Genomic DNA, 24,791 nt, shown 5'->3' on the forward strand with positions numbered 1-24,791 from the left:
ACAGCGACAGAGTATACCGTTTTTGTGTGATATCTGTCATGTTTGGGCTACATCCGGCCTGTTTTTACAACAAATAGAGCTGTTTGCAACCGCAAAAAAATTATCACTGAGCGTGATGACCGCCGTTTTTTTCAGCAAAACAGGGTCAAAGAGAGGAAGTTACGGGCCATGCCGGCACCGGAAGCGGCTATCCGCTTTGCATCACAGGGCGGAGAGCAGAAAGATGAGTGAATGTGGCTCGACTGGCGGTTCAGCTGCCATCTGATCTGGTTCAGACGTCGGGTTCCTGCCGGGTCTGAAGAGCCAGCTCCCGTTCAATCGGCTGTTCGCCCCGATCGGTCAGCCAGGCAACCAGCGCCGTGTTGTCCATCGGGCGGGCATAGTAATAACCCTGGATAAAGACCACGCCGCGCCGTTGCAGATAGCTGAACTGTAACGCGGTCTCAACGCCTTCTCCCAGCACCTCCAGCTCAAGCTCATGGCTGAGCTGGATAATGGCGTCCAGCACCGGCGTTCTGCCCTCCAGGGATTCAATCGCGTTGATAAAGCCGCGATCGATTTTCAGATAATCTATCGTGAAGGTCTGTAAATAGCTCAGCGAACAGTGACCGGTCCCAAAATCATCAATCGCGACCTTCATGCCGCAACCACGTAACTGCTCCAGCTTGCGTGCCACCTCAGCGCCATCTTTGATCAGGCTGCGTTCGGTCAGCTCCAGGGTAATCAGGAACTGCTTATCTTTGATCCGTTCGGCAAACTGCAGCATATCGTCGACAAAGTCAGGATGCTGCAGATGATCCGCCGCCACGTTAATGGCCAGGTGGAAATGGGGCTCAACCTGCCACGCCTGCACATCCTCTGCAATTAAATCGAGCAGATGGCGGGTCAGCGGCACAATCATGCCTTCCGCTTCTGCTGCGCCGATAAAAATATCTGGCCGCACGCCTTTACCGTCGGGCGTTGTCCAGCGCAGCAGGGCTTCAGCACCGCTGCAGCGTTGCAGCCGGTTGTCGTAGACCGGCTGATAGTGCGCCCTGAACTGGCCGCTGGTGATGGCCCGGCGAATCTCATCGCGCCATGAAATACGCCGTTTCAGCCAGTTCGCCATCAGCATCATCAGCAGAATAGAGAAGATAGCGGCCATCGGCATGATGATAAACATCACCTGACGCCAGGCCGAGATCAGTTCAGAGGGTGAGGCAATGAGGGTGACAGAGAGCGGATAGCGATGGGAGATAGCCTGATAAATCATGGGTTCAAACCAGCTGGACGCGGCGATGTGCGGATCGCCAAACGAGATCGGCGCGCCGCCGCTGAACGTCATGCTGAAATGATAGAGATGGCTGCTGCTGATCGCGCGCATAAAATCGATCAGATACTGGCCATCAATCACTGCCCAGAATCCCTCGCCATCGGGCAAATCGCGCATAAAAATCACGGCCGGACGATTCGGTACGCCCGTTGTTCCGGCAATGGACAGACTCCACCAGGCTTTTCCGGTAACCGGCGCGTCGCGCATGATCATCTCTTTCAGCAGGCCTGGGCGTGAACCATACACCGACGAGCAGGCGATGTGATCCTGCTCCATTTTACCGATCGCACGAAAATAGGGGTTGAGCGAGCCAATGCGCTGCAACTGGTTTTCAATCTGGCTGCAGGGCTGATGATGAAACTGGCGCAGCACGGTAATCATATCCCAGGCGCTGTCGCTCATTCTCTCAGCCTGAGATAACAGCGTATTCGCCGCGGTGACCTGCTGCTGATGCACGGTGTGGCGCGCATCCAGGGCGGTAAAAAAAATGCCAATAATCAGAGGCAGCACGCCGGAAATAATAATCACCAGCCTGGCGTAGTCGCGTTTTCGTTTCAGTAGCGGCACCGCTGAATCCTCTGAGTATTATTGGTGTTATGCGGAGGTGCTGATCAGTGGCGCAGCATAGCATCTCTCCGGGCGGTGCAGATTAGCGTTTTTGCGATCAGGAGAACTGACTAAGGTCAATTATCGACCAGACATTGCATTTTTTGACAGGTTGTTTGGTTTTCGTTGCGATGCAGCAAAACAATCAGGTGAAAACGGGAGGCAGGCAGGGCAGAAGGCCGATCCGCCGCAGCGGCCAGGAGAGACCCTGGCCCGTCACAGGGCGGGCGCAGGGCAGGACGTTTTACTTAATCGGCAAAATAGATCTGTTTCAGCGCTACTTCAACGCCGCGCAGTTCGGCAAGGCCTTTCAGGCGGCCAATGGCGGAATAACCGGGATTGGTGCGCTTATGCAGGTCGTCCAGCATCTGATGGCCGTGATCGGGACGCATGGGAATCGCCCGCAGGTTGCCCGCCCGACGGCGGCGCTGCTCTTCCGCCAGAATAACCTTGATCACGCCGACCATATCGACGTCGCCCGCCAGATGCGCCGCTTCATGGAAGCTGGCCGGGTTTGCCTCGCGTTTTGTGGCGCGCAGATGGATAAAGTTAATGCGGTCGGCATAGGTTTCCGCCATCTCTACCAACGCATTGTCGGCACGCACGCCATAGGAGCCGGTACAGAAACAGAAACCGTTGTGCAGGCTGTCCACGGTTTCTTTCAGCCACTGCATATCTTCCTGCGTAGAAATAATGCGCGGCAGACCCAGAATAGGACGTGGTGGGTCATCCGGATGCACCGCCAGTTTAACGCCCGTTTCCTCCGCAACCGGCACGATGGCGCGCAGGAAGGTGGCCATATGCTCGCGCAGTTTCGCTTTGTCGATGCCGTCATACTGCGTCAGCTGCGCCTGAAACTGCTCCAGGGTGTAACCCTCTTCGGCGCCTGGCAGACCGGCGATAATATTGCGCACCAGGGTGCTTTTCTCTTCTGCGCTCATGGCGGCAAAGCGCTGAGCGGCGGCCTGCTGCTCGGCAGCGCTGTAATCCTGCTCGGCCCCCGGACGCTGCAACAGATAAAGCTCGAAGGCCGCAAAAGCGTCGGCGTCGAAGCGCAGCGCTTTTGCGCCATCCGGCAGCGTCCAGGCGAGGTCGGTTCGGGTCCAGTCCAGCACTGGCATGAAGTTGTAGCAGACGGTATCAATGCCGCAGGCGGCCAGATTGCGTATCGACTGCTGATAATTGGCGATATAGCGAAGGTAGTCACCACGCTGGGTTTTAATCGCCTCATGGACCGGGATGCTCTCCACCACCGACCAGACCAGACCTTTTTCCGCCAGCAGTGCCTGACGCGCTTTAATCTCCTCAACCGGCCACACCTCGCCGTTAGGGATATGGTGCAGCGCCGTCACAATGCCGGTCGCGCCCGCCTGACGCGCATCATCCAGTGAGACCGGGTCGTTGGGGCCGTACCATCGCCATGTATGTTCCATTTTTACTCCTCAACTGTGATGTGGCCCAGTGGTCAGGCCGCTGGGCCAAGAGTATGATAGTGGACAAAACAGGGCCGTGATCCGGATCGCAGCATGACAAACTGCATCGGTGAAGAGATCGCTTTTACGTGCAATCAGAGGAGAGGGTGATGACGCTGCCAGTAATAAAAACCGAGCGCCTGTACCGTCAGATCGCCAACGTCATCATGGCCGGTATCACGCGCGGTGACTTTGTGGCAGGTGGGTTGCTGCCACCGGAGCGTGAGCTGGCAAAACAGCTGGGTGTCAGTCGTTCATCAGTGCGTGAAGCATTGATTGCGCTGGAGATGACCGGCTGGGTCGATATCCGCACTGGCAACGGCGTTTACGTCGCCCAGCCGCTGCCGCAAGCCGCGGTTCCGCAGGAGAGCGAAACCTGCAGTCTGCAGGATCTGTTGCAGGCGCGTGAAGCCTTTGAAGGGATGCTGGCAGGATTTGCCGCACGTAACGGCACCACCGTTCAGCGTGCAGCACTGCTGGCGCTGACCGCTGAACTGCAGCAGTACAATGAAAACGACGCGGCCTTTCTGGAGCAGGACAAGCGCTTCCATCTGCTGATCAGTGAGATGAGCGGCAATGATGTATTACGCGACCTGCTGGAGCAGTTATGGAACCGGCGCCACAGCCCGCATGTGCAGCGACTGGAGCGCCATTATGCCGATAACAGCTTCGCGCAGGAGATGAACGCTGACCATCAGCAGATCGCCAATGCGATTGTGGCGGGCGATGAAGCAGCAGCCCGTCAGGCGATGGAGAGCCATCTCCAGCACGTGCAGCAGCGGCTACTTGGTTAATGCCCGTGCCCGCTTAGGTCGTCCGGTGCCCAGCATAATCGCCAGACGGCTGCCGCCTGGCGTGGTTTCCATCAGAATTTTAGTAATGCTGGTGAGCGGCACCGAGAGCAGCATGCCGACCGGACCGAGCAGCCAGCCCCAGAATACCAGCGACAGAAACACCACCAGTGTCGATAAGCCAAGACCGCGCCCCATCAGGCGCGGTTCCAGCATATTGCCAAACACCATATGAATCGCGGTAAACAGCGCCGCCACCATCGCGGCATCAAACAGGCTGTTCAGTAACAACGCCTGCAGGAAGGGCGGGATACCGGCGATAATCGGGCCGATATTGGGAATAAAGTTGAGGATAAACGCTACGACACCCCATAACAGCGCAAACTTCACATCCAGCAGATAGAGACTCAGCCAGACCGCGATGCCGGTTATCAGACTCACCAGGGTTTTCAGCGCCAGATAGTGCGTGACGCCTTTCAGCGCTTTATGCAGTCCGGCGATGCGAATTTTCGGATTCACCAGCGCGTTGCGCATTTTATAGGGCAGGTGATGGACCTCAAACAGCATAAAGACCACGGTCAGCACCAGCAGCACGGTATTGGTCATCGCGCCGGAAAAGCCGCTCAGCGCCACGGTAGCCAGGTTCATCATGGTATTAGGATCGAAACGCTGTACCAGCGCATCGGTTGAAATATTAAGATGAAAGCCCGCCGCCAGATGTTGCAGCACCGTCATTTTCTGCTCCATGGTGGCGCGCAGTTGCGGATAGAGATCGGAAAACTCGCTCATTGAGCTGGCAATAATGGCACCCAGCAGCACGAGAGCGCAGAAGATCACCGTGATCACCAGCCCAATCGCCAGTCCACGGCGGAAGCCACGACGCATCAGCATCGTCACCAGTGGATTAAGCACAATGGCAAAGAACGCCGCCAGCAGCAGCGGAACCAGAATATCGGACGCTGCCCGAACCCCGGCGAGGATAATGACCAGCATCGCCAGTTTTATCAGAATATTTTGCCCGATCTTTTCCCGTTGCAGCTCGCTCATTCTCTCTCTCATAACGTAATTTGGCTGTTGAAAGTGTAGCTGAAACAAAATTAACAATCTGATTTATCAGAGAAACGGTAAAGCGCGGTGGCAGGTGGGTGAGGTAATCAGCGCCACAGCACTCAGCTATCGCGGCAGAGCAGCAACTCCCCATTGTGCCGGTTTTTATCCGGCTTTCTGCTGCACGTCCGGGCAGGGGCAGCCGCCCGATAGCCGTGTCATTAAGATGCGCCAGTGGCGAAAGCGGGTATAGTTAAAGGATAAACCTTATCATTCAGCCAAATACGAGCGCGAGGACTCATGCCTGAACAGCCTGCCGCGGAACCGAACACCCCATCCGGAAACCTGCACATCTCTCTGCTGATCCTCTCTATCGTGGCCTACAACTTTGCCAGCTATCTCACTATCGGTCTGCCGCTGGCGGTATTGCCAGGATGGGTGCATGACCAGCTGGGCTTCAGCGCATTCTGGGCGGGCCTGGTAATCAGCCTGCAATATGTGGCGACGCTGCTGAGCCGCCCACACGCCGGACGCTATGCCGATCTCTGGGGGCCAAAGAAAGTGGTGGTGACCGGCCTGGTGGGCTGTCTGATCAGCGGGTTATGTATTTTGCTGGCGGCGCTCATCGAATCACCGCTGTTAAGCCTGACGCTGCTCTGCGTGGGCCGCTTGATTCTGGGCGTGGGCCAGAGTTTTACCGGCACCGGCACCTCGTTGTGGGGTGTGGCGCGGGTGGGTTCGCTGCACATTGGCCGGGTTATCTCCTGGAACGGCATTGTCACTTATGGCGCGATGGCGATTGGCGCGCCGCTCGGCGTGGTGATATTCCGGGCGGGTGGCCTGCTTTGGCTGTCGCTGGTCATTGTTGCTATCTGCGTGGTGGGCATCGTCTGCGCGGTGCCGCGTCCGGCCGTAAAAGCCAGCCGGGCCAGACCTCTGCCGTTTCGTGCGGTGCTGGGGAAAATCGCCGGTTTTGGTGCGATTCTGGCGATGGGTTCGGCGGGTTTCGGTGTCATCGCCACCTTTATTACCCTGTTCTATCAGGATAAAGGCTGGGAAGGGGCCGCCTTTGCGCTCTCCCTGTTCAGCGGCGCTTTCGTCGGCGCGCGCCTGCTGTTCCCGAATGCGATTAACCGCCACGGCGGTCTGCGGGTCGCCAGCATCTGCCTGGCGGTTGAAGCCGCCGGACTGTTTCTGGTGGCCGCAGCGGGTGATCCCTGGATGGCAAAAGCAGGCGCATTTCTGACCGGTGCCGGGTTCTCGCTGGTATTCCCGGCGCTGGGCGTGGTTGCGGTAAAAGTGGTGCCGCAGCAGAATCAGGGCAGCGCGCTGGCGACCTACACCGCCTTTATGGATCTGTCGCTGGGGATAACCGGGCCACTTGCCGGATTCATCATGACTTATGCGGGTGTCTCACGCGTCTACCTGCTCACGGCGCTGCTGGTCTGCGTCGCTTTTTTCTGCACGCTGCGCATGCAGCGGCGTCAGGCGGTGTTTCCGGCAGCAGACGATTCTTCAGGATAAAAAAAATGGCCCAGCAGCGGGCCAGAACGTCTTTTCAGACACAGATAAACCGATTAATGGTGCGCGCAAAGCGCAGAACAGGATTCAGGCTTGCAGCAGTTCAATACTGTTGCGGATCTGGCGTTCAACCTCCGCAGGGGTCCAGTTGCTGAGCTGACTGGAGAAAGGCTCAAAGGCATAAACGCCCTTATAGCCAAGCATCTCCAGCCGCTTCACCTGCACCACGCTCTTCATTACATCGTTATCACTCAGCATGATGCGTTCTTCATCGGTCAGTTCGGCGGTCGGACGGCGATCTTCCACGCCCGAAAGGTGCACCAGACCGATCTGGTTAACATGAATGCCCGCTGGAAACTCCTGCTCAGCCTGCTCATAGAGATGATGGTGAAAGGTATCCAGCAATAACTTAAAGGGCACGTCCGCCGCGGCGATCAATTGCTGCGTTTGTACCGCCGAACGCAGCGAGCTGACCGGAAAACCCAGCGGCTCCACCAGACCCTGAATGCCATAGTGGGCAAAGCGCGGGGCCAGCTGCTGCATCGCCGCCTGGGTTTGCTGAGGCGACACGGCTATCCCCTCATTCAGCGGACACATGACCAGCGCCTTTGCACCAATCTGTTGTGCTGTCTGTAACAGTGCTTCGGCCCGGGCCAGTAGCGCGTCATCAATGCGGTTAAACGGATAGAGCGCATTAATGGTGATGATATCAATATGATACCTGTCGGTCAGAGCGCGCAGCTGATCGGTGCTGAGATCGTCAGTGACGCTGCCGCCCGGCATGTCATTTCGCAGTTCAACCTTGCTCAGCCCCAGACGCTGAACCAGCTGAAAAAATGCCTCCAGCGAGAGCCGGGGCGCAATTTTGCGGTTGATACAGAAACGGGTTGGATCGATGGCCATGCACTGACTCCGGGACAGGAGGATGATGCGACCAAAGAGAACATTTATTTCATTAATAGTGAATAATGAAACACAAATTATTAGATCAGCCTCGCATTAATTTCATATTCCGTTTCAGCCCGATGCATAAAGGCTGGATCGACTTCGCAGTAAAACGCCCAAACCACTCCCCGGCTATTACCCTGCTACGCTAAGGCTGGCCGCTATTAGTGGCCTCCCGTCATCGTGATGCCGCGAGAGACTAAGTGGCGGGAAAAATGCGATCTGTGCCGCTAAAATCAAATTTTCCAAAAAGAACCATTTGAAAAATTTGTTCCACTGTAATAGCTTCATAGCACGCTTTCAGGTTTGCCTGGTCAGGCAGTGTGGCAGGTCGCATAGTCCGTCTGCAGGGAACTTAACCATCTAAAGAGGCAACATCATGACAATCATAGGTAACTTTATTGGCGGTAAAACCACTTTCAGCGCCAGCAACGAAACCATTCCTGTTTACGATCCGGCAACCGGCAAAGTGGTACGTGAACTGACGCAAAGTACCGCTGATGAAGTGGCCCAGGCGATTGGTGTCGCGCATGACGCTTTTGCCGCCTGGTCGAAAACCTCGCCGCTGCGTCGCGCCCGCGTTCTGTTCAACTTTAAAGCCCTGATGGAGCAGCACCGTGATGAGCTGGCGGCGCTGATTGTCTCTGAGCACGGCAAAGTCTGGTCTGATGCGCTGGGTGAACTGACGCGTGGCATCGAAGTGATTGAGTTTGCCTGCGGGATCCCCCATCTGCTCAAAGGCGAATATTCCCCGAACGTCGGCAGCGGCGTTGACAGCTACTCGCTGATGCAACCGGTCGGCGTCGTGGCGGGCATTACGCCGTTTAACTTCCCGGCGATGGTGCCGCTGTGGATGTTCCCGATAGCCCTGGCCTGCGGTAACACCTTTGTGCTGAAGCCACCGGCGCTGGATCCTTCTGCGGCAGTGCGTATGGCTGAACTGCTGACCGAAGCGGGCCTGCCCGATGGCGTATTTAACGTCGTACACAGTTCCAATGAAGATGCTGAGCAGCTCTATAAAGATCCGCGTATTGCCGCGGTGAGCTTCGTCGGTTCTTCTGGCGTGGCTGAGCATATCTATAAAACCGCCAGCGCCCACGGCAAGCGGGTACAGGCGTTTGGCGCGGCGAAAAACCACGCTATCGTTATGCCGGATGCCGATCTGGATGCCACCGTCAACGCCATTATGGGTGGTGCGTTTGGCTCTGCTGGTGAACGCTGCATGGCGCTGCCAGTTGTGGTCGCCGTGGGCGATGATACCGCCGACAAGCTGATCGCCCGTCTGACTCCGCTGGTGAACGCGCTGCGTATCGGCCCTGGCATTAATCAGGGCGCTGATGAAAATGAGATGGGACCGGTCGTTTCAGCGGCGCACCAGAAGAAAGTGCTGGGCTACATCGACAAAGGCGAGCAGGAAGGCGCGAAGCTGGTGGTCGATGGTCGTAACGTGCAGGTTGCAGGTCACGCCGAAGGTTACTACGTCGGCGGCACGCTGTTTGATCATGTCACCTCTGAGATGGTGATCTGGCGTGAAGAGATTTTCGGGCCGGTGCTGAGCATCATGCGCGCGCCGGACTACGACAGTGCGCTGCAACTGGTTAACAGCCATGAATTCGGCAACGGCAGCGCGATTTTCACCAGCAACGGTCACACCGCACGTGAGTTTGTGCAGAACGTTGAAGCGGGTATGGTCGGTGTCAACGTGCCGGTTCCGGTGCCGATGGCATTCCACAGCTTCGGCGGCTGGAAGCGTTCAGTGTTTGGCGCGCTCAATGTTCATGGGCCGGATGGCGTGCGTTTCTATACCCGCATGAAAACGGCCACCGTACGCTGGCCATCCGGTCAGCAGACCGTGTCTGAATTCAGTATGCCAACCTTAGGCTGATTCATTTCAACGCTGATCCCGGTGCGCGACCGGCAGGATAATCTGCCGGTCGCTTTGTTCGCTGGCACCGCGCCCGCGAGCCCACCGCAGCGTCAATCGTGACAGAGAGGAGTATCAGGATGTCTTTACTGTCGAAAGCACAAGCCCCTGACGCGCAGGGTCGTATTCAGCATGTGACGCCTGAGCGTGCCGGCTGGCGTTATGTGGGATTTGATGCCTATTTGCTGAAGAAAGGGGAAACCCTGCGCCTCAGTAGTGGTGATAAAGAGCTGTGTCTGGTGCTGGTGGCCGGGCTGGCCTCGGTAAAAACCCGCCATGCTGATTTTCCCGGTATCGGTCAGCGCATGTCGCCTTTTGAGCGCGTTCCGCCTTATTCCGTTTATGTGCCGCATGATGATGAAGTAGAGGTTTACGCTGACAGCGATCTTGAGCTGGCGGTCTGTAATGCGCCCGGTCAGGGGAATCTGCCTGCGCGCCTGATTGCACCAGCCGATGTTGGTGTTGAGCATCGCGGAAAAGGGCGCAACCAGCGCCTGGTTCACAATATCCTGCCTGACAATGAGCCGGCTGATAGCCTGCTGGTGGTGGAAGTCTATACCAACGAGGGCGATACCAGCTCTTATCCCAGCCACAAGCACGACCAGGAGGAGAGTGAAAACGAAACCTACCTGGAAGAGACCTACTATCACCGTTTCGATCCGGAACCTGGCTTTGCCATGCAGCGCGTCTACACCGACGACCGTTCCCTGGATGTCTGTATGGCACCCTATAATCGCGACGTGGTGATGGTACCGCGCGGCTATCATCCGGTAGCGACGCTGGCGGGATACAATAACTACTATCTGAACGTGATGGCGGGGCCGGTGCGGCTGTGGAAATTTACCTGGGAGAAAGATCACGCCTGGGTGAACAGCGACAGCTATCCGCGGAAAGCGTAAGTCTTCGCTGAAAAATAAACAGCAATCACGGTTTATAACCCGCGTTCATATCAGTAAAAAGGGCAGCCTGTCGCGCTGCCCTTTTTTGTGTGTGGAACTCAGCTGGTCTTTGCGTTGTTCAGTGCCAGCGAAACCGCCAGCGTCTGTGCCAGGCAGAGTGAAGCGACCTGCGAACGGAAGCCATCGACCTGCGCTTCACGTACCACAAAGCAGACATCGCTGAAGGCGGCCAGCGGACTGACCTGACTGTCGGTAATGGCAATCTGATGCGCACCGCGCTTGGCACCCATTTCAACCACCTCGACCGCTTCACGTGCATAAGGCGAGTAGCTGATCGCAATCACCACATCTTTCGGGTTTACCAGGCTGAGCTGCTCGGTAAACATCCCGCCCAGGCCATCAATCAGGAAAGCGCGGCGCTCCAGATGACGCAGCGCGTAGACCAGGTAGGAGGCGACGCTGAAAGAGCGGCGCAGGCCGATAACATAGATATTCTCAGCCTCATTCAGCAGTTTCACCGCTTTGTTCAGCTGCTCAGGATTAACCTGCATCGCCAGCTGCTGCAGCGCCTGGCTGTTAACCATGGTAAAGACGTTGAGGATTTCCGCCGGACTTTCAGGCGCACTGGCGCTGTCGTCCGTTGAGGTCTGGCGAAACAGGCGAGCGCGCTCGGTATAGTTGACCGTCTCTTCCATCAGGTGCTGACGAAAAACCTGTTTCATTTCGTTGAAGCCGCTGAAGCCAAAAGCATTCGCAAAGCGGATCAGCGTCGACGGTGGCACATCGGCCTGTTGAGCAATCGAGGCGACGGTATCGAAAGCAATACTGTTACTGTTATCAAGGATGTAGCGCGCAACCTGTTTAAGACGCTTGCTCAGCGTTTCGTAGCGGCGACGAATATCGTCCTGCAAGAGAGAAAGTTGGGTGGGATTATTGTTCATCACTTCTGCCCGTATAATTAGAATAATGGCTGCATAATGAGCGCTATAGTATCAGATGGATGGAAAATTTCATTTCTTTGCGTCAACGACGCGGTTTATTTCATGGCTTTATGAAATGGTTCACAGATTAGCCTCAGCACTCGAGACGCGCCTCTGCACAGGTCATAACAGGATGAAAACCGGCGTGGAAAGTAAGTGAGGGGAAGAGGGATGCGAGTAAAAACGCCATCCCAGGTGTGATGGCGTGAGATTGTTGAAAAGTGTGCCCTTCCAGCTGTAAGACTGTGCAGGCTCAGGTAACACGGTCAGATCGGAAAGTCGCTAAAGCCATCCCTGGCCGCTCGGCCCGCGCCGTCCCTGGCGCGGGACGCTTTCCTCCTCTGACCGTGTTACCTGCGCATTGAGCTTATTCGTTGCGGCAACGTTCACCCTGCTTTGAATGAGTCAGCAGTCTGAGGCTATCCCTGGTTGAGATAGCCTCTGGCAGAGCAGCAGCAAATCAGGCGCGGGCAGCGCGCCAGTACTCAATCAGTCGCAGATAGTTGCCTTTAACCGTCTCAATCAGCGCCTGATCGTCCAGCTCCCCCTGTAACCACTGGCGGGAAGGCTGACCAAAGATAGTGCGGCCTACCGCAAAACCTTTCACCCAGGGCGCTTTGGCCGCCGCGGTGAAGCCCGCTTTAAGCTTCTCTTCGGGCGCATCCAGACCGAGTAACAGAATGCCGCGACAGTGGGGATCCTGCTGCTCAATCAGACTGCTGATCGCCTGCCAGCTTTCCGCCGACAGCGGTGGCAGTTTCCACCAGTCAGGCTGGATGCCCAGACTGTAGAAATGGCTCAACATATCAAAGTAATACGCTTCGTTCTTATCCGGGTTGTTGTCAGGCAGAATCACTTCCAGCAGCAGCTCATGACCGCTTTTGTTACAGCCGTTCCAGACGTCGAGCACCAGCTCATCCTGCTCTTTACGCAGTTCAGCACTGTCATGCGGATGATAGAAGACCAGACATTTCACCACGTGTTCGGCAGGCCAGTCGATCAGCTGTGAGCCGATGTTGCCATGTTCCAGGCGCAGCGGACGCGAGCTCGGCAGCTCAATCGGGCGGCCAATCCACCAGTTCTTACCGGTGATGGCGTTCAGCGCCTTCTGACCGTAGGTCGTATCCGCCAGAATCCCGCTTTTATTCTCTAATCCTGCCTCTCTGGCAGCCTGCTGAGCGGCTTCCAGCAGCAGCAGTTTCAGTTCCGGAATGCGGCTCTCGTCCACGCCCGCTTCCTGCGCCATATCCGCCAGCTGTTTGCGGTGGTCAAAGGCGAAGACATTCAGCTCCGGCCACTGCTGCTTGCGGGTAGTCACGCGGTGCAGATGGTTCAGACGGCTGTCGAGATCGGGACGCTTCACCTCTTTGTCGCGACTCAGGAAATCATCCAGCTCCGCTTTGGTTGGCATGGCGGGTGCGCAACCGTGGCGTGATACCACCAGCGCTCCGCAGGCGTTGGCGTAACGGCACGCCTGAGTCCAGCCCTCATCATTCAGCCAGCCGCGCAGCAGGCCAGACATAAAGGCATCGCCCGCGCCCAGCACGTTGAGAACCTCGACGCGTACGCCCGTGTGCAGCTCAGTCTGTTCCCAGCTATCCGGGATCTCGCCTTCAAACACCACGCAACCCAGCGGTCCACGTTTGCAGACCAGCGTCGCCTGACTCGCCTGACGCACGTTTTTCAGCGCGGTCAGTGTATCGGTGCTGCCACCGGCAATATGAAACTCCTCTTCGGTGCCGACGATCAAATCGAAATAGTGCACCACTTCCTGTAACTGCTGCGTGACCTGTGACGACTCAATGAAACGCGTTTCACCGTCGCCCAGAGAGGTCAGTCCCCACAACACCGGACGATAATCGATATCCAGCGCCGTACGCAGGCCGTTGCGGCGGGCGATATCCAGCGCTTTCAGCACCGCTTCGCGGGTCTGAGGATGGGATAAGTGGGTGCCGGTAACCGCCACGGCGCGCGCAGAGGTAATAAAGGCTTCGTCGATATCGTCCGGAACCAGACCCATATCGGCGCAGTTATCGCGGTAGAAAATCAGCGGAAAAGTCTCTTCATCTTTGATGCCGAGGATCACCAGTCCTGTCAGACGCTGCGGATCGGTGATTAGCGCATCGGTGTTACAGCCTACGCGCTGCAACTCTTCACGCAGAAAACGACCATTATGCTCATCTCCCACCCGCGCCAGCATCGCCGATTTCAGCCCCTGAATCGCGGTGCCATAGGCGACATTGCCCGACGAGCCGCCCAGATATTTAGCAAACGAGGTGACATCTTCCAGTCGCGCCCCGATTTGCTGGCCATAAAAATCAACGGCGATGCGCCCGATACAAATCACATCAAGCGGTTTCTGTTGTGTACTCATACCTGTGGTTTCCTTCTGTGATTAGCAGCGCTGGCGGGCGTAAAGACCGACACCAGTTACGCTCTGCTTCCGGGTCTGTAGGTGTCTGACTGGCTATGAAGGGAGTATGAGGAATAAAAATTCCATATTCAATACGAAATGAAATATCCATCGCAATTTTGTGAACCAGGTAAAACTCCTGATTGCCGCCCGCCTGCGCGAACTCTGCCAGCGTGATGTGCGGTATGTCAGGGTTGTGAAGGGGATCGCAGGAATCCGCACGCCAGTCAGGCAAGCTGCTGCATTGAAATGAATTTTTTCATCAGGCACCACTCTCTGTTAAACGTTCCAGATTTCCCCACTGCAATCGCCCGCCAGACCTGTTGCCGTCATTAAATTTGATCTCACTCGCAAAATGAAATGTTTCTTCTGTAATCGTGTTTTATGAAAAATATATTTGTTTATAATCGCCTCACGTTTCAGTTATTCAGGTCGCCTTTTCCGCCGATGACAACGCCTGGCGTGCTGTCGCGGAAGTCGGGGTCCACCAGCATGTAAGGAAGAATATGGGCACTATCAGACTGACCACGGCACAGGCGCTGGTTAAATTTCTTGATAATCAATTCATTGATGTCGATGGCGTTGAGACGAAGTTCGTAAAAGGCATCTTCGCCATTTTCGGACATGGCAACGTGCTGGGGCTGGGCCAGGCGCTGGAACAGGATAGCGGCGATCTGGTGGTCTACCAGGGCCGTAATGAGCAGGGTATGGCTCATGCTGCCACCGGCTTTGCGCGCCAGTCGCTGCGCCGCCAGATTATCGCCTGCAGTTCGTCTGTGGGGCCTGGTGCGGCCAATATGATCACCGCCGCGGCGACCGCGACCGCCAACCGCATTCCTCTGCTGCTGCTGCCAGGCGACGTCTTCGCCACCCGTCAGCCCGATCCGGTGCTGCAACAGATTGAGCAGAGCTACGATCTCAGCATCAGCACCAACGATGCCTTCCGCGCCGTCAGCAAATACTGGGATCGCGTCAGCCGCCCGGAACAGCTGATGTCCGCCTGTATCAACGCCATGCGTGTACTGACCGATCCGGCAGAAACCGGCGCGGTCACGCTGTCGCTGCCGCAGGATGTGCAGGGCGAAGCCTGGGATTACCCGGACTACTTCTTCCAGAAACGGGTGCACCGTCTGGATCGCCGCCTGCCGGTGGCGGCGCAGCTGGCAGATGCCCTGACGCTGATTAACCGTAAGCGCAAGCCGATGATTATCTGCGGCGGCGGAGTGAAATACTCCGAAGCGGGCGAGGCGCTGCGCCAGTTTGCCGAGCGCTATCAGATTCCCTTTGCGGAGACGCAGGCGGGCAAAGGCACGCTGGTCTCTGACCATCCGCTGAATGTCGGCGGCGTGGGCGAAACCGGCTGTCTGGCGGCTAACCTGCTGGCGAAAGAGGCCGATTTAGTGATCGGCATCGGCACCCGCTACACCGACTTCACCACCGCGTCGAAATGGATTTTCCAGCATCCCGATGTCAGCTTCCTGAACATCAACGTCAGTAACTTTGACAGCTACAAGCTCGATGGCGTGCAGCTGCTGGCCGATGCCCGCGAAGGGCTGACCGCGCTCACCGCCGGTCTGGCCTCGCAGCACTACAGCAACGACTGGGGCAACCAGATTGAGCAGGCACAGAGCCAACTGCTGAAAGAGACGCAGCGTGTCTACCAGGTGGAATATCACGATGGCGACTTTGTGCCGGAGATTGCGGATCATCTCGACCGTAAAGCGGTGTTCGCTGAGTTTAACCGCCTGACCCAGTCGCTGCTGACGCAAAGCAGCGTGCTCGGCACCTTAAATGAGCAACTGCCAAAAGACGCAGTGGTAGTGGCAGCGGCGGGCAGTCTGCCGGGCGACCTGCAGCGCGTCTGGCGCACCAAAGATTACAACGCCTATCACGTTGAATATGGCTACTCCTGCATGGGTTATGAAGTGAATGCCGCGCTGGGTGTGAAGCTGGCGCAGCCGCAGCGCGAGGTCTATGCGCTGGTCGGTGATGGCTCCTTTATGATGCTGCATTCAGAGCTGGTCACCTCGATTCAGGAAGGGGCGAAGATCAACGTAGTGCTGCTGGATAACATGACCAACGGCTGCATCAATAACCTGCAGATGGAACACGGCATGGACAGCTTTACCACTGAGTTCCGGTTCCGTAATGCGGAAGGCGGCAAGCTGGACGGCGGTTTTATCCCGGTCGATTTCGCCGCTATCGCCGCCGGTTATGGCTGCAAAACCTATCGTGTGACCACGCTGGAGCAGCTCAAGGCGGCGCTGGCAGATGCCCGCACGCAGACGGTTTCCACCCTTATCGACATCAAAGTGCTGCCAAAAACCATGATCCACAAATATTTCAGCTGGTGGCACGTCGGCGTGGCGCAGGCCTCGAAGACCGAACGTTCTCAGGCGGTGGCGGACAAGCTCAACAGCCATCTGGATCAGGCGCGAAAATATTAATTTCAGGGCCGTGCCACGGCCCGTTTTGCTCTTCTCCGTACGAACCCTACACAGGTGTAATTATGACTTTGAAACTTGGCGTCATCGGTACAGGTGCAATTGGTCAGGAACATATTCGTCGCTGCAGCCATGTGCTGCAGGGTGCACAGGTGGTTGCCGTCTCTGACATTAATGTCGAAGGCGCGCGTGCCGCACTGCAACGCCTGAATATTGAGGCGGAGGTATTCGAAAATGGACACGACGTGATTCAGTCTCCGAATGTTGATGCGGTGCTGGTCACCTCATGGGATCCGACCCATGAAGAGTTCACCTTAGCGGCGATTGCCGCCGGTAAACCGGTGTTCTGTGAGAAGCCGCTGGCGATGAGCGCTGAGGGCTGCCGCCGGGTCGTGGATGCAGAGATTCAGGCGGGTAAACGCCTGGTGCAGGTCGGCTTTATGCGTCCTTACGATGCGGGCTACCGTGCACTGAAAAAAGTGATCACTGATGGCGATATCGGTGAGCCGCTGATGCTGCACTGCGCGCACCGCAACCCGACCGTGCCGGAGAACTACACCACGCCGATGGCGATCACCAACACCCTGATCCACGAGCTGGATGTGCTGCGCTGGCTGACAAACGATGACTATAAAACGGTGCAGGTAGTCTTCCCGCGCGTTACCTCGAAGTCACACAGTCAGCTGAAAGATCCGCAGATCGTGCTGTTTGAAACCCAGAAAGGGGTTCGCATTGACGTCGAGATCTTCGTTAACTGCGCTTACGGCTATGACATCCAGTGTGAAGTGGTGGGTGAAGAGGGGATTGCCCGCCTGCCAGAGCCCTCTTCGGTGCAGCTGCGCAAAGAGGCCCGCCTGTCGAACACCATTCTGGTGGACTGGAAAGATCGCTTTATCGAGGCGTATGACGTTGAGCTTCAGGCGTTTATCAACGACATCAAAGCGGGCCAGTTGACCGGTCCTTCTGCCTGGGATGGCTTTGCCGCCTCAGTCGCCGCCGATGCCTGCATTAAAGCGCAGAACAGTGGTGCGATTGAGCCGGTAGAGATGCCGCCGCGTCCTGCTTTCTATAACTGATTTAGCTGTCTATGCGGCATGGCCGCTCTCCGCCTGGGAATAAGATAATGAACAAAGAGAATGTAAAACTGGCGATCGCCCCGATCGGCTGGACCAACGATGACATGCCGGATCTCGGCAGTGAGAATACCTTCCAGCAAACCGTCAGTGAGATGGCGCTGGCTGGCTTTACCGGCAGCGAAGTAGGCAGCAAATATCCCCGCGATCCGGCGATTCTGAAACCGATGCTCGACATTCGCGGCATCGAGATCTGCAACGCCTGGTTCAGCACCTTTTTCGCCAACGGCGACAAACAGAAAACTATCGAACAGTTCATCGAGCATATGAACTTCCTGCATGCGATGGGCGCGCGGGTGATTGGCTGTTCCGAGCAGAGCAAAAGTATTCAGGGCACCGGGCTTGCGGTGTTTGAAGAGAAGGCCATTTTCAGCGATGAAGAGTGGCAGTTAACCGCGGAAGGCTACAACGAACTGGCCCGCATCGCGGCGGAGAAGGGGATGCGCGTGACGCTGCATCACCACATGGGCACCGGCATTCAGACCACTGAAGAGATTGACCGGTTTATGGAGATGACCGACGAGCAGGTCGGTTTGCTCTATGACACCGGCCACGTCTACTACTCCGAAGGCTCCCAGCAGAAGATGCTGGCGGTACTGGAGAAATATCTGCCGCGCATCTTCCACGTTCATCTTAAGGATGTGCGTGATGAGGTGGTCGCCGAGGTGCGTGAGAACCATCTCTCGTTCCTGGAAGGAGTGAAAAAGGGCACCTTTACCGTACCGGGCGATGGCGTGATCGACTTCAGACCGGTGTTCAAAATCCTGGATGATTACGGCTATAAAGGCTGGATGGTGGTTGAGGCGGAGCAGGATCCGGCACTGGCCAATCCGTTTGAATATGCGGTGAAAGCGCGGAAATATATTCGCGAGAATGCAGGTTTATAAAAAGCCCTTCTGACCGAAGGCTGGCTTCCCCGTGCAGGGAAGCCAGCCTTTTGTTTTACTTCAGCGTAATGCTTTTCACGATGTTGTCAGCATCGCTCTGCGCCTGCTGCTGATTATCACCTGGCAGCGTAATCTGCAGCGTCACCAGTTTGCCATCCACTTTCGCCAGAACCACTGAAGACCATGAGGTCTGGTTGTTGGCAGAAATCACCGTATCCAGCTGCTGCGCGGGCTGATCTTTCAGCGTCACAGATTTGTTCGACACCACCTGCAACTGCGGATCGCGGTTACGCTGCTGCTGTTCCATACGCTGCGACAGCACATCCAGACCATCATTGGTCGGGTCACCGGCAATCACAATAATGGCGCGGGCACCGGTTTCATCCGCATAAACGTGCATGTTAGTGGTCTGCGAACCCAGTTTACCGCTTTTATCGGACATGCCTGGTGGCAGCGAGAAGCTCAGTTTGCCATCCATCAGCGTGACGGTTTGCGCCGACTGACTGGCGCTGACGCCGTTGTCATTCGCCGCTTCATCTTTCTTCTGGTCACAGGCTGCTAAGCCGAGTACCAGTAAACCCATTCCTACATATTTCACCAGGTTGCGCATCAGAATCCCTTTTTAAGTTTCCAGTCAGGCATTAATACAACAGGAATCAGGTTGCAAACGCAACCTGATGATTGTCAGAAGATCTTAGCGGATAGTAGTGGAAACCGTATGGGCACTTAGCCGAAATTGACCTGGCGGGCGGTCTGGCGTTCAGCCAGACGCTTCAGCGCCGCGTTGAGCAGCACGCCGTAGGCGGGCAGGAAGAAGACCATGCAGATCAGCACTTTGAAGCTGTAATCCACCAGGGCAATCTCAACCCAGTGCTGCGCCATAAACGCATCGGGGCTTTTATAGAAGGCGATAAAGAAGAAGGCCAGCGTATCGCTGATATTCCCGAGGAACATGGCGCAGCCCGGCGCAATCCACCACTGTGGCAGGCGACGCAGACGGTTGAACACGTGAACGTCGAGGATCTGACCCAGCGCGTAAGCCATAAAGCTGGCGCAGGCGATACGGGCAACAAACAGATTCATCACTTCCAGTGCCTGCCAGCCCTGCCATTCACCCTGATAGAACAGCGCCGAGACACTGTAAGAGATAAACAGTGCCGGGATCATCACGGCCAGAATAATGCGTCGGGCCAGCGGTGCGCCAAAAATACGCACGGTGAGATCGGTCGCCAGGAAGATAAACGGGAAGCTGAATGCACCCCAGGTGGTGTGGAAGCCAAACACTGAAATAGGCAACTGAACCAGATAGTTACTCGAAGTGATCACCAGCAGGTGAAACAGCGATAACCAGAAAAGCGCATGCATGCGCTGACGCGAAGAAAATGCGAGCATATTCAACCTTTTTAATGTTGGGGTGAGGGAACCCATTGCGGGACGCCGTTCGGGCAGCGCCTGGCAGTTTTATGAGCAAAAAGCGGCGGCATCTTACCGCGTTGTGCTTTTTATGCAATGGTTAATTTTAGCGCAATCGTTATCGCCTTGCTTCACCGCCAGCACGCGCTAGAATGAGCGCCCTTTACCTGAACCGAGTTGATTATGAGCGATGCTTTTTCCTCTGCCGATCATCAGCTGGATGCCCGTGGCCTGCGTTGCCCGGAGCCGGTGATGATGGTGCGCAAAACCGTACGCAGCCTGCAGGATGGCGAGACGTTGCTGATCATCGCCGATGATCCGGCCACCACGCGCGATATTCCCGGCTTCTGCCGCTTTATGGAACATGGCTTGCTGGCGCAGCAAACCGACACGCTGCCCTATCAGTTTCTGATCCGCAAAGGCATGGCGGGTTGACGACAGCCGTACAGGCCGCCGTTAACCTCACTCTTCAGATCAGAAGCCGCCTGCTCAGGCGCGGCGACGCAGTAACCGCAGCGCGTTGGCGGTGACCAGCGCGGTCGCACCCGAATCTGCCAGCACCGCCAGCCAGAGTCCGGTCAGACCCAGCAGGGTTGTGACCAGGAAAATCGCCTTCAGCCCCAGCGCAATACCGATATTCTGACGGATGATGCGCCGAGTCCGGCGTGCCAGCGCAATCATCGGAGCCAGATTGCTGAGCTGATTACGCGTCAGGGCAGCATCGGCCGCTTCCAGCGCCACATCGGTGCCGCTGCCCATCGCAATGCCCAGCGTTGCCGCTTTCATTGCTGGCGCGTCGTTAATGCCATCCCCGACCATCGCCAGCGGCTGTTGCTGACTCAGTTCGCGGATCGCCGCGACTTTATCGGCGGGCAGCAGACTGGCGCGATAATCAATATCGAGCTGGCGGGCAATGGTCGCCGCAGCGCGCGGATTGTCGCCGGTCAGCATCAGGCTCTCAATACCCAGCTTTTTCAGCGCCTTTAACGCCTCGACGGCGTCGTCGCGCAACTGATCGCGCAGAGCCAGCGCACCCAGCGCTTCGCCATCGCGCATCAGCACCACCAGGGTTTCACCTTCAGCTTCCTGTTGCGCTATCTGCGCATTTTGCTGCGGCGTCAGACCGGGTGCATGGCCGGGCGTCAGCAGCTGAATCTGCTGGCCAGCGACTTTCGCGCTGATGCCGCGTCCCGCCTGCACCTGCTGATCCTGCGCGTCAGGAATCACCAGATCACGCGCCTGCGCGGCCGCCACGATAGCGCTGGCCAGCGGATGGGTGGCACCCTGTTCCGCAGCGGCGCTCAGCGCCAGCATCTCTGACTCGCTGGCCGTGCCAAAGCGCAGGATCTGCGTCAGCTGTGGCTTGCCCAGCGTCAGAGTACCGGTTTTATCAAACGCCATTCTGCGCACCGAACTCAGCCGCTCCAGCGCCGCACCGCCTTTGATCAGTGCGCCCTGTCGCGCCGCTGCAGCCAGCCCGGAGGTAATGGCGGCAGGCGTGGAGATCACCAGTGCACAGGGGCAGCCAATCAACAGCAGTGTCAGCCCTTTGTAGATCCACGTCTGCCAGTCGCCTGCGCCGAGCAGTGGCGGCACCACCATCACCAGCAGCGACAGCAGCATGACCAGCGGCGTGTAAATACGGCTGAACTGGTCGATAAAGCGTTCGACCGGCGCACGATGCGTTTCCGCTTCTTCAATCAGCTGCAGGATACGGTCGATCGCGCTTTCACCCGGCTTCGACACCACTTCCAGCATCACCAGGCGATCAACGCTGGTAGCACCGGCGAGGATTTTTTCGCCGCTGGCCCGCGTTACCGGCAGTGATTCACCGGTTAGCGCGCTCTCATCGAAACTGGCAAGCGGGCTGATTAAGCTGCCATCGACCGGCAAGCGGCTGCCCGCCGCGACTTCAATCACATCGCCGGGTTGCAGCGCTGCGAGCGGTACCTCAGTACGTTTGCCCTGTTCAAGACGGATCGCCGATTCAGGCCGCAACGCCATCAGGCTGGTAACGCCGCTGCGCGCCCTGGAAGCGGCATAGCTTTCCAGCTGTTCGCCCAGCTGAAACAACACCAGCACCATCGCGGCTTCAGCGTGTGCGCCAATAATCAGTGCGCCAGCTGACGCCAGCGTCATTAATGTCTCAATAGTAAAAGGCGATCCGCTGCGCAGACGCTGCCAGGCACCGCGCGCCACCGGGACCAGGCCGACCAGCGTGGTCAGCACAAACAGCCAATCGCCCCAGGCGGGCGCGAACTGGCTGAGAATGCTACTGGCAAGCACCAGCAGCGCCAGCAAAATCAGCATCCGGTTATGCTGCCAGCCCGGCGTAGCGGGGGGTGTGGCCGACGTGGCTGATGGGGTTGCGAGCTGGAACCCGGCTTTTTTCACCGCCTGTTCAACGGCGTTTTGTACATCGAGTTCAGCGTTGACCACCAGTTTCTCGCTGCTGAACAAGACACGGGCGTCGGTCACGCCACTTACCTGACGGACAGCGGTTTCAATGGTGCGGGCACACGACGGGCAATCCATCCCGCTGACCTGCCAGCTAAAGGGATAACTGTCGGCGCCTCGCCGGTCGCTTTCCTCAGCGGTGTCGGCGTCGTTGCCAGGGCTGCAGTGACTGTCACAGCAACAGCCTGCCGTCTCGGCAGGTACAGGCGTCGCAGCATGAATAGAAAGGGAGAGGGGGCGGGCCTGGCGAACCTGGCACAGCGGTTTTGCTGCGGCGTGACTGGCACGGGGTTTGCCGCAGCCACAGGCGTGATGTTGATGCATATGACCTCCAGAGTGTAAGGATAGTGGGATGAGCAACGCAGCCCATCCCTTATCCTACACTCTGGAGTGAACTCCAGAGTCAAGGCTATTTTTCAGACGACCCATAACGAGCGCACGATCATAAAGTGACCGGCGAAGTAGCAGGCGGCGACTATCGCGCTGTCGGCGGTAAAGCGGCGACGATAGTGTGAGATAAACCAGACGGCGTTTGCCAGCAGCAGCAGACCGGCACCAACCATGATCGAGAAGCTGTAATCGGTCGGGCGGAAGAAGTACTGCTCGGTCGCTATCCAGGTCATCACCAGCGTCATGCCGATAAAGGTGCAGATAGGCCAGCGCAGATCTTCCAGTCGACTCCAGATGATGCCAATCAGGGCGGCACCGATGATGAGCAGCGTCAGCGGAATTGGCCAGAAGAAGGTCATGGTCATGCTGGCGGCGAAGCAGAGGGTATAAAGCAGGTGCGACAGGAAGAAAGCCCCGATGGCATAGAGCATCTGCTGACGCGGCAGCAGCGTTAACGCATCACCGACCAGCGTCGCGACCAGACCGGCCAGAATCAGGTAGTCCGTAGTCTGCAGCACCGGTGCCTGCCAGGCCAGCCCGACAAGCAGCAGCAGCGTGACCGGCTTAAATAACCAGCGTTGCCATTGCGGGCCGCGATAGGTGGCGTCGACATAGAGCCAGCCGGAGAAAAGTACAGCGAGGAAAGACCAGAGCATTGTTTCTCCCTTTTTTGTTCAAAATGGTGAAAGATCCCAAAATATCCCTTTCAGTTTAGGTTAAGCCTCTGAGATGTGACAATCAGGCAACTCTGGTTGTATGCTTTACCGCCTGATTAATCATCCTGCAGGCACCAGATCGCTATGAGCAAACCGCCGCTAATCTTTATCATCGTTCTGGCGATTATCGCCGTGCTGGCGACCCGTCAGTTCATTAAGCAACGCCGGGAAGTGGCGGTGAATGACGCTTCACCCGAGCGTTCTCTGCAGGTTGAGGTCAAAACCAAACGTGAATTTCCTGCACCCAATCGCCGTTCACGGCAGCGGGAAGTGATCGCCGGGGAAGAGATGCGCTACGAGGTGCTGTTTCACCCGCTGAACGGTGCCAGCGACATCAAAGTGCAGCTTAAAGAGGCGGAATATCATCAGCTGGACAAGGGCGCCAGAGGCGAGCTGAAGATGCAGGGCACGCGCTTTATCAGCTTCACACCCCGGCAGTAACCGGCGGGCAGTGCGCCCGCCCGGGATTATTTCTTGCGTGGGAAGTTTTTCTTCTGCCAGGCGACCAGTTCGAACACCCCGAACAGAAACACTTTGGCCTGGGTGACGCGGTCAATCGGCGGCGCATCTTTGGTCTGCGTGGTGCGCAGTAACACCAGCTGCAGGCCATGCATCAGGATCATGAAAATCAGCGCGACGTTAATAAAATAAGTCAGCGGTTTCGGGTAGGGATGAACCAGGTTAGCCAGTAAAAATCCCCACACGCATAGCATCAACAGACGCCCCAAATTAAGTAACATCCTGCGTCTCCTGTTGACGTTGATACAAACGATAAGCCACTTGTCCGGCTATTTTCTCGCGATAAAGATCCCACTCTGGCGGCACCGGCGGTGCGCCATTTTCCACTTCACTTTCGACGTAAATCAGCGCCTGATCGGACAGCCAGTGATTCTGCTCCAGCAGCTGTAACGTCTGTTCCAGCAATCCCTGACGAAACGGCGGATCGATAAACACCACATCAAAGGGTTCACCTGGCTGTGCCAGCCAGTTTAACGCATTGGTCTGAATCACGGTGCCATTACTGGCGCGCAACGTCTGCAGATTTTTTGTCAGCTGCTGCGCCACCGGCCGTTCCAGCTCCAGCAGCGTCGCCGAGCCCGCGTAACGCGACAGGGCTTCCAGTCCTAATGCGCCGCTACCGGCAAAGCAGTCGAGGCAGCGCGCCTCTGGCAGCACCGGGGCCAGCCAGTTAAACAGCGTCTCACGTACCCGATCGGTGGTCGGGCGCAGTCCGGCGCTGTCCGGCACCGGCAGTTTGCGTCCGCGCCACTGGCCGCCAATGATGCGAATCTGCCCGGCACCGCCTGTACTGCGGGGGTTTTTATTCATCTTGCTCACAACTCGTCATAATTTGTTGCGTAGTTTAACGGGCGAATCGGTGAGAAGAAACGTTAAAAAAGGGTGCTGTGGTGAGCTGGCTGGAAAGTGTTAGACTACTGAG

Annotated in this window: 21 protein-coding genes; 9 read left to right on the forward strand and 12 right to left on the reverse strand. The window is 57.0% G+C overall.

Features of this window, described 5'->3' with window-relative positions; all coding sequences use genetic code 11:
• Positions 1-271 precede the first annotated feature (271 nt).
• Both OK412_RS18920 and uxuA read right to left on the reverse strand, forming a co-directional pair.
• Positions 272-1,879 carry an EAL domain-containing protein gene (locus OK412_RS18920; protein ID WP_182500872.1) on the reverse strand — a complete coding sequence of 536 codons (1,608 nt, stop codon included), beginning with the start codon at positions 1,877-1,879 and terminating at the stop codon, positions 272-274.
• A gap of 287 nt (positions 1,880-2,166) precedes the next feature.
• Positions 2,167-3,351: a mannonate dehydratase gene (gene uxuA / locus OK412_RS18925; protein ID WP_010253360.1), complete on the reverse strand. Its 1,185-nt coding sequence runs from the start codon at positions 3,349-3,351 to the stop codon at positions 2,167-2,169.
• 149 nt (positions 3,352-3,500) lie between these two features.
• Between uxuA and OK412_RS18930 the strand changes: the two genes are divergently transcribed.
• Entirely contained in the window at positions 3,501-4,184 is a 684-nt protein-coding gene (locus OK412_RS18930) for a FadR/GntR family transcriptional regulator (protein ID WP_010253357.1), read from the forward strand.
• On the opposite strand, the gene OK412_RS18935 is transcribed toward OK412_RS18930, so the two are convergent.
• Complete coding sequence (locus OK412_RS18935; RefSeq protein WP_010253354.1) at positions 4,173-5,228, reverse strand: AI-2E family transporter; 1,056 nt, start codon at positions 5,226-5,228, stop codon at positions 4,173-4,175. The two genes, OK412_RS18930 and OK412_RS18935, sit on opposite strands and share 12 nt — an antisense overlap.
• A gap of 300 nt (positions 5,229-5,528) precedes the next feature.
• Here OK412_RS18935 and OK412_RS18940 point away from each other — a divergent pair, with 300 nt between their 5' ends.
• Positions 5,529-6,752: an MFS transporter gene (locus OK412_RS18940; RefSeq protein ID WP_264353442.1), complete on the forward strand. Its 1,224-nt coding sequence runs from the start codon at positions 5,529-5,531 to the stop codon at positions 6,750-6,752.
• Positions 6,753-6,836: 84 nt separating this feature from the next.
• On the opposite strand, the gene OK412_RS18945 is transcribed toward OK412_RS18940, so the two are convergent.
• On the reverse strand, positions 6,837-7,652 hold the full coding sequence (locus OK412_RS18945; RefSeq protein WP_010671519.1) for a TIM barrel protein: 816 nt from the start codon (positions 7,650-7,652) through the stop codon (positions 6,837-6,839).
• Between the two features lie 421 nt (positions 7,653-8,073).
• Between OK412_RS18945 and OK412_RS18950 the strand changes: the two genes are divergently transcribed.
• Positions 8,074-9,579, forward strand: coding sequence for a CoA-acylating methylmalonate-semialdehyde dehydrogenase (locus tag OK412_RS18950; RefSeq protein ID WP_010253344.1), 1,506 nt, complete (start codon positions 8,074-8,076; stop codon positions 9,577-9,579).
• A gap of 119 nt (positions 9,580-9,698) precedes the next feature.
• Positions 9,699-10,517: a 5-deoxy-glucuronate isomerase gene (iolB, locus tag OK412_RS18955; RefSeq protein WP_010671521.1), complete on the forward strand. Its 819-nt coding sequence runs from the start codon at positions 9,699-9,701 to the stop codon at positions 10,515-10,517.
• A 98-nt stretch (positions 10,518-10,615) separates the two neighbouring features.
• Here the strand turns inward: iolB and OK412_RS18960 are convergent, their stop codons facing one another.
• The gene (locus OK412_RS18960) at positions 10,616-11,458 is read right to left on the reverse strand and encodes a MurR/RpiR family transcriptional regulator (protein WP_010253340.1); all 843 of its coding nucleotides are present in this window, start codon (positions 11,456-11,458) and stop codon (positions 10,616-10,618) included.
• Between the two features lie 499 nt (positions 11,459-11,957).
• Entirely contained in the window at positions 11,958-13,871 is a 1,914-nt protein-coding gene (locus OK412_RS18965) for a bifunctional 5-dehydro-2-deoxygluconokinase/5-dehydro-2-deoxyphosphogluconate aldolase (RefSeq protein ID WP_258993316.1), read from the reverse strand.
• Between the two features lie 545 nt (positions 13,872-14,416).
• Between OK412_RS18965 and iolD the strand changes: the two genes are divergently transcribed.
• The 3 genes from iolD (at position 14,417) to iolE (ending at position 18,374) form a co-directional block, all read left to right on the forward strand.
• A complete protein-coding gene (gene iolD / locus OK412_RS18970; protein WP_264353443.1) occupies positions 14,417-16,357 on the forward strand; it encodes a 3D-(3,5/4)-trihydroxycyclohexane-1,2-dione acylhydrolase (decyclizing) in 1,941 nt (646 codons plus the stop codon).
• Positions 16,358-16,419: 62 nt separating this feature from the next.
• On the forward strand, positions 16,420-17,430 hold the full coding sequence (locus OK412_RS18975) for a Gfo/Idh/MocA family protein (RefSeq protein WP_033780961.1): 1,011 nt from the start codon (positions 16,420-16,422) through the stop codon (positions 17,428-17,430).
• A 47-nt stretch (positions 17,431-17,477) separates the two neighbouring features.
• Positions 17,478-18,374, forward strand: coding sequence for a myo-inosose-2 dehydratase (gene iolE / locus OK412_RS18980; protein ID WP_010253335.1), 897 nt, complete (start codon positions 17,478-17,480; stop codon positions 18,372-18,374).
• 55 nt (positions 18,375-18,429) lie between these two features.
• On the opposite strand, the gene OK412_RS18985 is transcribed toward iolE, so the two are convergent.
• Both OK412_RS18985 and OK412_RS18990 read right to left on the reverse strand, forming a co-directional pair.
• Positions 18,430-18,984, reverse strand: a complete 555-nt coding sequence (locus tag OK412_RS18985) for a DcrB family lipoprotein (RefSeq protein WP_010253333.1) — start codon at positions 18,982-18,984, stop codon at positions 18,430-18,432.
• Between the two features lie 116 nt (positions 18,985-19,100).
• Positions 19,101-19,766, reverse strand: coding sequence for a 7-cyano-7-deazaguanine/7-aminomethyl-7-deazaguanine transporter (locus OK412_RS18990; RefSeq protein WP_010253331.1), 666 nt, complete (start codon positions 19,764-19,766; stop codon positions 19,101-19,103).
• Between the two features lie 204 nt (positions 19,767-19,970).
• Between OK412_RS18990 and tusA the strand changes: the two genes are divergently transcribed.
• Positions 19,971-20,222, forward strand: coding sequence for a sulfurtransferase TusA (gene tusA / locus OK412_RS18995; protein WP_010253330.1), 252 nt, complete (start codon positions 19,971-19,973; stop codon positions 20,220-20,222).
• Positions 20,223-20,276: 54 nt separating this feature from the next.
• On the opposite strand, the gene OK412_RS19000 is transcribed toward tusA, so the two are convergent.
• Positions 20,277-22,568: a zinc/cadmium/mercury/lead-transporting ATPase gene (locus OK412_RS19000; protein ID WP_264353444.1), complete on the reverse strand. Its 2,292-nt coding sequence runs from the start codon at positions 22,566-22,568 to the stop codon at positions 20,277-20,279.
• Positions 22,569-22,660: 92 nt separating this feature from the next.
• A complete protein-coding gene (locus OK412_RS19005; RefSeq protein ID WP_264353445.1) occupies positions 22,661-23,290 on the reverse strand; it encodes a lysoplasmalogenase in 630 nt (209 codons plus the stop codon).
• Positions 23,291-23,434: 144 nt separating this feature from the next.
• On the opposite strand from OK412_RS19005, the gene OK412_RS19010 reads away from it, so the two are divergent.
• Complete coding sequence (locus OK412_RS19010) at positions 23,435-23,791, forward strand: DUF2500 domain-containing protein (protein ID WP_033759060.1); 357 nt, start codon at positions 23,435-23,437, stop codon at positions 23,789-23,791.
• A 26-nt stretch (positions 23,792-23,817) separates the two neighbouring features.
• Here the strand turns inward: OK412_RS19010 and OK412_RS19015 are convergent, their stop codons facing one another.
• Positions 23,818-24,090 (reverse strand): DUF1145 family protein, encoded by a 273-nt coding sequence (locus tag OK412_RS19015; RefSeq protein ID WP_003852192.1) that lies wholly within the window; start codon positions 24,088-24,090, stop codon positions 23,818-23,820.
• Positions 24,080-24,679: a 16S rRNA (guanine(966)-N(2))-methyltransferase gene (gene rsmD / locus OK412_RS19020; RefSeq protein ID WP_264353446.1), complete on the reverse strand. Its 600-nt coding sequence runs from the start codon at positions 24,677-24,679 to the stop codon at positions 24,080-24,082. The genes OK412_RS19015 and rsmD overlap by 11 nt, the downstream gene beginning before the upstream one ends.
• Positions 24,680-24,791: the final 112 nt, after the last annotated feature.

Origin of the sequence: Pantoea sp. JV6 (genome assembly GCF_025910055.1) — a bacterium.
In the GTDB taxonomy this organism is placed as follows: Bacteria; Pseudomonadota; Gammaproteobacteria; order Enterobacterales; family Enterobacteriaceae; genus Pantoea; species Pantoea agglomerans.